The 8878-nt window shown below is 75.2% G+C and carries 8 protein-coding genes and 1 riboswitch; of the genes, 3 read left to right on the forward strand and 5 right to left on the reverse strand.

From position 1 onward, the window contains the following. Positions 1-11: 11 nt before the first annotated feature. Positions 12-1247, reverse strand: a complete 1236-nt coding sequence (locus F8279_RS27760; RefSeq protein ID WP_151501517.1) for an aminotransferase class V-fold PLP-dependent enzyme — start codon at positions 1245-1247, stop codon at positions 12-14. A gap of 46 nt (positions 1248-1293) precedes the next feature. Beyond that, positions 1294-1416, reverse strand: a riboswitch (SAM riboswitch). A gap of 23 nt (positions 1417-1439) precedes the next feature. Here F8279_RS27760 and F8279_RS27765 point away from each other — a divergent pair. Further along, entirely contained in the window at positions 1440-2996 is a 1557-nt protein-coding gene (locus tag F8279_RS27765) for a PrsW family intramembrane metalloprotease (protein ID WP_175438827.1), read from the forward strand. 27 nt (positions 2997-3023) lie between these two features. Here F8279_RS27765 and F8279_RS30385 read toward each other — a convergent pair whose 3' ends face one another. Beyond that, positions 3024-3182 carry a hypothetical protein gene (locus tag F8279_RS30385; RefSeq protein WP_162881441.1) on the reverse strand — a complete coding sequence of 53 codons (159 nt, stop codon included), beginning with the start codon at positions 3180-3182 and terminating at the stop codon, positions 3024-3026. A 119-nt stretch (positions 3183-3301) separates the two neighbouring features. Then, complete coding sequence (locus F8279_RS27770; RefSeq protein WP_091425468.1) at positions 3302-3649, reverse strand: co-chaperone GroES; 348 nt, start codon at positions 3647-3649, stop codon at positions 3302-3304. 172 nt (positions 3650-3821) lie between these two features. Between F8279_RS27770 and F8279_RS27775 the strand changes: the two genes are divergently transcribed. Next, positions 3822-5096 carry an AI-2E family transporter gene (locus tag F8279_RS27775; RefSeq protein ID WP_368668843.1) on the forward strand — a complete coding sequence of 425 codons (1275 nt, stop codon included), beginning with the start codon at positions 3822-3824 and terminating at the stop codon, positions 5094-5096. A gap of 53 nt (positions 5097-5149) precedes the next feature. Here F8279_RS27775 and F8279_RS27780 read toward each other — a convergent pair whose 3' ends face one another. After that, positions 5150-7291, reverse strand: coding sequence for an ATP-dependent DNA helicase (locus F8279_RS27780; protein ID WP_151501519.1), 2142 nt, complete (start codon positions 7289-7291; stop codon positions 5150-5152). Between the two features lie 124 nt (positions 7292-7415). On the opposite strand from F8279_RS27780, the gene F8279_RS27785 reads away from it, so the two are divergent. Continuing rightward, the gene (locus tag F8279_RS27785; protein WP_091425459.1) at positions 7416-7922 is read left to right on the forward strand and encodes a DUF402 domain-containing protein; all 507 of its coding nucleotides are present in this window, start codon (positions 7416-7418) and stop codon (positions 7920-7922) included. A 6-nt stretch (positions 7923-7928) separates the two neighbouring features. Here the strand turns inward: F8279_RS27785 and sigJ are convergent. Next, the coding region (gene sigJ, locus F8279_RS27790) for an RNA polymerase sigma factor SigJ (RefSeq protein WP_225853435.1) at positions 7929-8878 on the reverse strand (950 nt) is incomplete at its 5' end.

Raw genomic sequence — 8878 nt, forward strand, 5'->3', positions numbered from 1 at the left:
CCCCGACCGCCCTACGAGCCAGCCTCGGCCGTGGTGGTGCCGAGGCCGAGGCTGGCTCGTAGGGCGGTCGGGGGCGGGTCGGTGCGGCCGGTACGGGCGGCGGCCTCGGCCAGCAGGCGCCGGGTCAGCGGGTGCGCACAGAACAGGCCGTCGCGTACCCCGATCCGGTGCCGGCTCGCCAGGTGGGCGGCCACCTCGGCGGAGTCCCGTCCGGCGACCACGAAGCTGACGATGCCCACCCGGGGCGCGTCCGGGTCGAACACGCGCAGCTCCACCACGTCCGGCAGCGCGGCCAGGCCGGTACGCAGCCGGGCCAGCAGCGCCTGTTCCCGGGCGTGCAGCGCGTTCCGGTCGGCCGCGCCGAGCGCCTCGCAGACCGCGGCGAGCGCCACCGCGCCGAGCAGGTTCGGGGTGCCGGCCTCGTGCCGGGCCGGGCCGGCCGTCCAGCGCACCTCGTGCGTCGCCGCGCCGACGTGGCTGGTGGCGCCGCCTCCGGCCAGGTACGGCGGGGCCGCGTCCAGCCAGTCCGCGCGCCCGGCCAGCACGCCGGCGCCGAACGGGGCGTACAGCTTGTGCCCGGACAGGGCCAGGTAGTCCACGTCCAGCGCGGTCAGGTCGACCGGTGCGTGCGGGGCGAGCTGCGCGGCGTCGACCAGGATGCGGGCGCCGTGCCGGTGGGCCACCCGGGCCAGCTCGGCGACCGGCCAGCATTCGCCCGTGACGTTGCTCGCGCCGGTGACCGCGACCAGCACGGGCAGGCCGGGCCGGGCGTCGCGTGCGAGTTCGCCGAGCGCCGCCGCGAGGGACCGGACCGCGCCGGCCGGGCTGTCCGGCACCGGCAGCCGTACCGAGCCGCGCGGCCAGGGCAGCAGGTTGGCGTGGTGCTCGCCGCCGAACGTGATCACCGTGGTGCCGGCGGGCAGGGCGCGGGCCAGCAGGTTCAGCGCGTCGGTGGTGTTCCGGGTGAAGATCACGTGATCGTCGGGGCGGGCGCCGAGGAAGTCGCCGACGGTCTGCCGGGCCCGCTCGTATGCGAGCGTGCAGCGCCGCGACAGCGCGCCCGCGCCGCGGTGCACACTCGCGTACCAGGGAAGAAGCCCAGCCACCGCGTCGGCCGCGGCCCGCGAGCACGGCGCGCTGGCGGCGTGGTCCAGGTTGATCTCCCCCGGTACGCCGAGCACGCCGAGCGGGTCGGGCCGGACCGGGGCGGTCAGCACGGGCAGCGAGGGTACGAGGGTGAGGGTCATGCCGGAGCCTCCCGGGTCACAGGGACCCCAGGTGGTGCCGGGACGGGGTCCGCGCTTGCCCGGCGCGCGGAGCGGCACCGGGCCCGGTCATCACCCGGGGCACCCCACCGCGAACCTCGACGAGGGTTGCCGGCCAGCAAGCCGGGGCTTGACGCTGGCGCTCGTGACCTGTCCGGGAGCATAGCCCTCACGATGGGACCGGACCAGTGGGTCGTGGGTGACTACGCTGACCGCATGGCCGACATCCCGCCCGGCGCAGCCCCGCCGCCACCGCACGCGCCCGCCGCCCCGCCGGGGGCGCCGGCGCCCCGGATGCCGCTGCGCCGGCTCGGCTGGCGGCGCTTCCTGGTGCTGGCCGGTGTGGTGCTGCTGATCGCGGCCGGTGCGCTGTTCATGGTGTTCACGCTCGGCGAGAGCCTGGGCGCCGAGGCGCTGCTGATCGGCGTGATCGCGGCGATCCTGCCGGTACCGGTGCTGGTCTTCTGCTTCCTCTGGCTCGACCGTTACGAACCGGAGCCGCTGAAGTACCTGATCTTCTGCTTCGCCTGGGGCGCCTTCGTCTCCACCGCGATCTCGTTGCTGGTGAACACGGCCAGCGCGGGGCTGTTCGAAGACCGGGGGCTGCCGGTCGCGTTGACCGCGGTGCTGGTCGCGCCGTTCATCGAGGAGCTGACCAAGGCGGCCGGCCCGCTCCTGGTGCTGATCTTCCGGCGGCGGGAGTTCTCCGGCATCACCGACGGCCTGGTCTACTGCGGGCTCTCCGCGGTCGGCTTCGCCATGGTGGAGAACATCCTCTACCTGGGCGGGCACGGCTACCGTGCCGGCGCCGACGAGTACGGCCCGGCCACCGGCGCGCAGCAGGTGATCGCGATCTTCATCGTCCGGATCCTGCTGTTCGGCTTCGCCCACCCGCTGTTCACGTCGATGACCGGCGTCGGGCTGGGTGTCGCCGCGCGTACCGCCGACCGGCGGGTACGGGTGCTCGCGCCGCTCGCCGGGCTGCTGCTGGCGATGATCCTGCACGGCACCTGGAACCTGCTGCCCTCGCTGGCCCAGGCCACCGGGGAGACCGTGATCGTGCTCTACGGCTACATCGGCGTGATGGTGCCGATCTTCTTCGCGATGGTCGGGCTGGCGGTCTGGCTGCGCGCCTGGGAGGGCCGGCTGACCGAGCGCACGCTGCCCGACTACGTACGCGCGGGCTGGCTCACCCCGCCCGAGGTGGCGGCGCTGGGCAGCCTGGGCCGGCGGCACGCGGCGCGTACCTGGGCGCGACGGGTCGCCGGTGACGGCGGGGTACGCGCGATGCGCGGCTACCAGTTCGCCGCGACCCGTCTGGCGCTTCTGCGGGACGGGATGCGCCGAGGGCTGGACCGCAAGCCGGAGGAGCGGGAGCGGACGGCACGGGAGGAACGGGAGCTGCTGGACGCGATCACCGCGTACCGGTCGTTCTTCGTCGGTCGTGACCCGCAGGCGCCGGTCGGGGTCTGGGACGGTCAGCGCTACCACCTGCGGTTCCCGGACGGTTCGCAGCGCCCGGTCGAGGCGCCGGACGACCCGGTGGTGCCGATCCCGGTGGTGCTGGCCCAGCCGCCCGCCTTCCCGCAGGGCGGCTACGGCCCGAGCGGCTGGCACGGCGGCCCGGGCGCCGGTCACGGTCCGGCTTCCGGCCACGGCTACGGCCCGGGTGCCGGCCACGGCCCGGGCGGCTGGCACGACCCGGGCGCGCCCTGGCACCCCGGGCGCTGATGCCGGTCGGCTCGTCAGCGGCGGTGGTCAGCTCATCAGGCCGGTCAGGAAGTCGCCGAGCCCCTGGGCGATGGCCATCAGCGCACCGCCGATGCCCTTGAACACCTGCGCCGCCCCGTCCGGCCGGAACGCCATGAAGTAGATCAGGAACGCGAGGAATCCCCAGGCGAGGATCTTTTTGATCACTACCGGCATGGTGTCCCTCCCCAGGGCGCGCTGAGGTGCCTGGGCTTCCCGCCGGGCAGCGCCGCAAACAGCGTCGCCGCGGAGCGACCGGCGTCGGGGGCCGCCGTCGGAGGTGAGAGCTACAGGTAGAGACCGGTGGAGCCGGCGGCGGCGGTCTCCACCCGCTCGGCCGCCACGGCGTGCACGTCCCGCTCGCGCAGCAGCACGTACGCCCGCCCGTGCAACTCGACCTCGGAGCGCTCGTCCGGGTCGAACAGCACCCGGTCGCCGGCCACGACCGCGCGGACGTTGGGCCCGACGCCGACCGCTGTGGCCCAGGCCAGCCGCTTGCCCACGGCTGCCGTCGCGGGGATCACGATGCCGGCGGTGGAGCGGCGTTCCCCCTCGCCACCCTCGGTACGCACCAGCACGCGGTCGTGCAGCAGGCGGATCGGCAGCCCGGCGTCGAGACTCTGGTCGGCGGTCACGCGAAGACGCTACCGCGTGGCCGTCGGTCGATTCCGGCGTGGTTGGCGAGAGCGCCGGGCGGGCAATGTGTGGCCGAGTCGCCCTAGGGTGGGGCGTACGGACGTATCCTGTGCCCCCTGCGACCGGGTGGGGCTGATTTTGCCGGAGGTGCGCTTGAGCCGCTTCGAGCGGATGCGCGGACGGCTCCGCCGCGCGTACGAGTCGGGCCGGGAGACGGCCCGCACCCGGCGGGCCGCCGCGGAGGCGGCCGACGCGGGAGTGGCCTCGCCCGCCGCGCCGGGGCCGCCCGCCTCGCCGGAGGCGATGGTCGTGGGCGCCGGGTCGCCGGCGGCGCTGCACTCCTCGACGGTCAGCCGGGACGACACGGAGGTGCCGCACGCGCTGCGCATCGCCGCCGCCTGGTGCTGGCGGCTGATCGTGATCGGCATCGTGACCTGGGCCCTCATCAGGATCATCGGCACGATCAGCATCGTGATCATCCCGTTGACGGTCGCGCTGCTGCTCTCCGCGCTGCTCGCCCCGGCGGTCGGCTGGCTGCTCCGGGCCCGCCTGCCCCGCTCGCTGGCCACCGGCGTGGTGCTGGTCGGCGGCCTGGCCGCGGTGGTCGGCACGCTGACGCTCGTGGTGAACGAGTTCATCAAGGGCGTCCCGAAGCTGAGCGAGAAGTCCTCCGAGGGCGTCCGGCAGATCCAGGACTGGTTCAAGACCGGGCCGCTGCACCTGTCCGACAGCCAGCTCGACCGCTACATCGACGAGGCGCAGAACTGGATCAACGGCAACACCGAGCGGTTCACCAGCGGCGCGCTCAGCACCGCCGCCACGCTGGCCGAGGTGCTCACCGGCGCCGTGCTGGTGCTCTTCGCCACGTTCTTCTTCCTCCGCGACGGCAACAACATCTGGCGGTTCCTGGTCCGGCTGCTGCCGGTTGCGGCGCGGTGGAAGGTCGACGACGCCGGGCGCGCGTCCTGGGCGACGCTCGGCGCGTACGTGCGGGCCACCGTGCTCGTCGCCTTCATCGACGCGGTCGGCATCGGCATCTTCCTGGTGCTCTTCGACATCCCGTTCGCGTTCCCGCTGGCCGCGCTGGTCTTCCTGGGCGCGTTCATCCCGATCGTCGGCGCGTTCCTGTCCGGCGTGGTGGCCGTGCTGGTGGCGCTCGTCGACAGCGGCCCGGTGACCGCCCTGATCATCCTCGGCGCGGTGGTCGGCGTGCAGCAGGTCGAGGGCCACGTGCTCCAGCCGCTGATCATGGGCCGGGCGGTGGCCATCCACCCGCTCGCCGTGATCATCGGCATCGCCGCCGGTGTGGTGCTGGCAGGCATCGCCGGCGCGCTCGTCGCGGTGCCGCTGATCGCCGTGGTCAACACCGCGGTCCGGCGGCTCGCCGCGCGTACCGTGCCGGACACCCCACCGGACGCGGTGGTGGTCGCCTCCCAGGCGCCCTGACCGGCAACAGCTCCGCCGACGCCCGCGTCACCCCACCCGGGGAGGCGCGGGCGTCAGCTCTTGGCGAGCCGTTCCAGCGCGCCCCGGGCCACCTCCGGCCGCGTCGTGTACCAGAACGGCGGCAGCGAGCGGCGCAGGAACGGGCCGTACCCGCGCGCCGTCTCCAGCCGCGAGTCGAGCACCGCGACGACGCCCCGGTCGCCGGTGGCCCGGATCAGCCGGCCGACGCCCTGGGCCAGCCGGACCGCCGCGATCGGCACACTCACCGCCGCGAACCCGGAGCCGCCGCCCGCGTCCACCGCCGCCGCCCGCGCCGCCGCGAGCGGTTCGTCGGGGCGGGGGAACGGCAACCTGTCGATCACCACGAGCTGGCAGGCGTCGCCCGGCACGTCCACGCCCTGCCACAGCGACATCACCCCGAACAGGCAGCTCTCCCGCTCCTGGCGGAACCGGCGGACCAGCAACGGCAGCGCCTCCTCGCCCTGGAGCAGCACCGGCAGGTCGGTCCGCGCGCGGACCAGCTCCGCCGCCTGCTGCGCGGCCCGCCGCGACGAAAAGAGCCCGAGGGTACGACCACCGAGCGCCTCGACCAGCGCCAGCAGCTCCTCGCCGGCCGGCCCGGGCAGCCCGGAGACGCTGGGGCGGGGCAGGTGCGCTGCCACGTACAGGATGCCCTGCCGGGCGTAGTCGAACGGCGAGCCGACGTCGAGCGAACTCCAGCCCGGCCCCTCGGTCGCCGGTACGGTGCCGATCGCCGCCCGGCTGCCCTCGGTGGCGGCCACCGGCGTGACCGGGGCGCGGCCGGCGGCGGCAGCGGTGGCGAGCGCGGCGGCGGCCGGGGACGGCGGGGCGGGCGGCGGCGCGTCCAGCCCCAGCGCCCGGGCCACCGTGTCGAAGCGCCCGCCCAGCGCCAGCGTGGCCGAGGTGGCGACCACTGTGCGCTCGTCGTACAGGTGGGTGGCGAGCGTGCCCGCCACCGACAGCGGCGCCACCACGAGCGCCCGGCGACTGCCGTTGTCCGGCTTCTCGACCCAGGCGACGTCGTGGTCGGCCTCCTCGAGCAGCCGCTGGGCGGTGGTGGACAGCTCGTCCAGCACCGCCTTGGCCTGCTGCTTGCGTACCGGGTCGGGGTCGTCGGCCTTCACGTCGCCGATCGCCTCCAGCGCGGCCCGGGTCGCCGAGTCCAGCAGCGTGCACGCCTCACGCAGCGCGGGCGGCAGACCGGAGGTGAGCCGCCCGGCCGGCGCCTCGGCCAGCCCCACCGCGAGCGCGTCACCGGCCTCGGTGAGCCGCTCGGCCACGTCGGGGCGCAGCAGCGGCCGGGCCCGCCGGGTGGACCTGTCGATCAGCTCCGGCACCAGCTCCGCCTGGGCGGCGGAGGAGACCCGGTCGGCCAGCTCGTGCGCCTCGTCCACCACGAGCAGCCGGTGCGGCGGCACGATGTGCCGCCCGGCGAGCATGTCGACGGCGAGCAGGCTGTGGTTGGTGACCACGATGTCGGCCTCCCGGGCGCGCGCCCGGGACGCCTCCGCGAAGCACTCCTGGCCGAACGGGCAGCGGCTCGCGCCGACGCACTCCCGGGCCGGCATGGACACGCTGCGCCACACCTGGTCGTCCACGCCCGGATCCAGCTCGTCGCGGTCGCCGGTGGCGGTCTCCTCGGCCCAGTCGCGCAGCCGCTGCACCTGCTTGCCCAGACGGCCCGCCTCACCGAGCCACTTGGTGCCCCCGTTGCCGGGGCGCGGCGCCTCGAACAGCACGTCGTCCGGCTCGTCCTCGACCGAGCTGTCCAACCGGGCCAGGCACAGGTAGTGGTGGCGCCCCTTCAGCACGGCGAAGGTGGGACGGCGGCCCAGCACCGGCTCGACCGCGTCGGCCAGCCTCGGCAGGTCGTGCTCGACGAGCTGGGACTGCAACGCGAGCGTGGCGGTGGAGACCACCACCGGCCCGTCCACTGTCAGCGCCGGAGCGAGGTAGGCGAGGGACTTGCCGGTGCCCGTGCCGGCCTGCACAAGCAGGTGCTCGCCGGAGGCGATGCTGCGCTCGATCGCCTCGGCCATCTGCTGCTGACCCGGCCGTGCCGCGCCGCCCGGAACCGCGCCCACCGCGGCGGTCAGCAGCTCCCCGGCACCGGCGCGGCCACTGCGGCGCTTCTTCGGGACGGCCGGGCCGGTGGCGGTGCGGGACGGGGTCACCGTGCGACCGTACCCGCCGGCACCGACGGGGGTCCGGCCGCTCCGACGGCGTGGCGGGACGGCGGGTCGCATCCGGTTACCTACCGATCGCGTGGCGTGGCCGGAATCGGTTAGGGTGCCAGGCATGCCGAGCGACGTGGTCCGCGTGATCTACCGCAAGTACGACGGCAGCGCCCACCGCGACTACCCGGCCCGCCGGCTCGCCGAGGACGACCTCGGCGTCTGGCTCGGCGTGCCCGCCGGCACCGAGTCCGTCTACCACGGCCGCCCGTCCGTCGAGCAGATCCCGTTCGTCCTGCTGGTGCCGCACCACGGCTGGTGGACCGGCATGTTCAACCCGCCGCCGCGCACCAGCGAGGTCTACTGCGACATCGCCACCCCGGCCCGCTGGGAGGGTGAGGAGACGGTCCACCTGATCGACCTCGACCTGGACGTGGTGCGCCGCCGCGAGACCGGCCTGGTCGAGCTGCGTGACGAGGACGAGTTCGCCGTGCACCGGGCCCGCTGGGGCTACCCGGACGACGTGGTCACCGAGGCCGAGGCCGCGTCCCGCTGGCTGCTCGGCGCGCTCGGCGACGGCACCGAGCCGTTCGCCACGTCGTACCGGAAGTGGCTCGCAGTGGTGGTCTGAGCCGGCTCACCAGCGCGGCGGCCAGACGGCGTCCGGCCCCAGCGGCGGCAGCCCGCTCACCTTGTCCGGGTTGAGCTGGTTGAACACGCCGGTGACCCGCCCCTCGTGGACCGCGAACGAGGTGACCATCCGGATGGTCCGCCCGTCCCGGTGGAAGAACTCCGTCTGCCACCCCAGCGTGCCGTCCACCAGCACCGGCCGGCCGCGTAGTCCACCCCGCTGCCGGGCCTGGCCGTACAGACCGAGGAGCAGGCGGGCGACCGAGTCGACGCCGGCCACCGGCCGGCGTCCCGCCGGGAAGTGACCGCCGGCGTCGCCGATCGACACGACGTCGGGGGCGAGCACGCGGACCAACTGCTCCAGCTCACCCGACTCCACCGCGGCGGCGAACGCGGCGAGCACCCGCCGCTGTTCGGCGATGTCGGCGCTGTGCCGGGGCGCGTCCGGCCCGTGCACCGCCCGGCGGGCGCGCGACGCCAGCTGACGGGCCGCCTCCGGCGTCACCGCGAGCACGTCCGCCACGTCGGGGAACGGCACCGCGAACACGTCGTGCAGCACGAACGCCACCCGCTGCTCCGGCGTCAGCCGTTCCAGCACCACCAGCAGCGCGGTACCGAGCTGGTCGGCCCGTACCGCCCGCTCGGCCGGGTCGGGCGCGAACCCGTCCGCCGCCGGCACCGCGGTCACCACCGGCTCGGGGAGCCACTGACCGGGGTACGCCTCCCGGCGCACCCGGGCGGAGCGGAGCACGTCCAGGCAGATCCGGGAGCAGGTGGTGATCAGCCAGCCCCGCAGGTCGCGTACGCGGGCGCGCTCCTCCGGGTCGCTCAGCGCGCCGGAGAAGCGCAGCCAGGTCTCCTGCACCGCGTCCTCGGCCTCGCTGCGGCTGCCGAGCATCCGCTGCGCGACCGCCAGGAGACGCCCTCGTTCCGCCTCGAACTCCCCCGCAAGCTCCT

The organism is Micromonospora sp. AMSO1212t, assembly GCF_008868145.1.
Classification (GTDB): Bacteria; Actinomycetota; Actinomycetes; order Mycobacteriales; family Micromonosporaceae; genus Micromonospora; species Micromonospora tulbaghiae.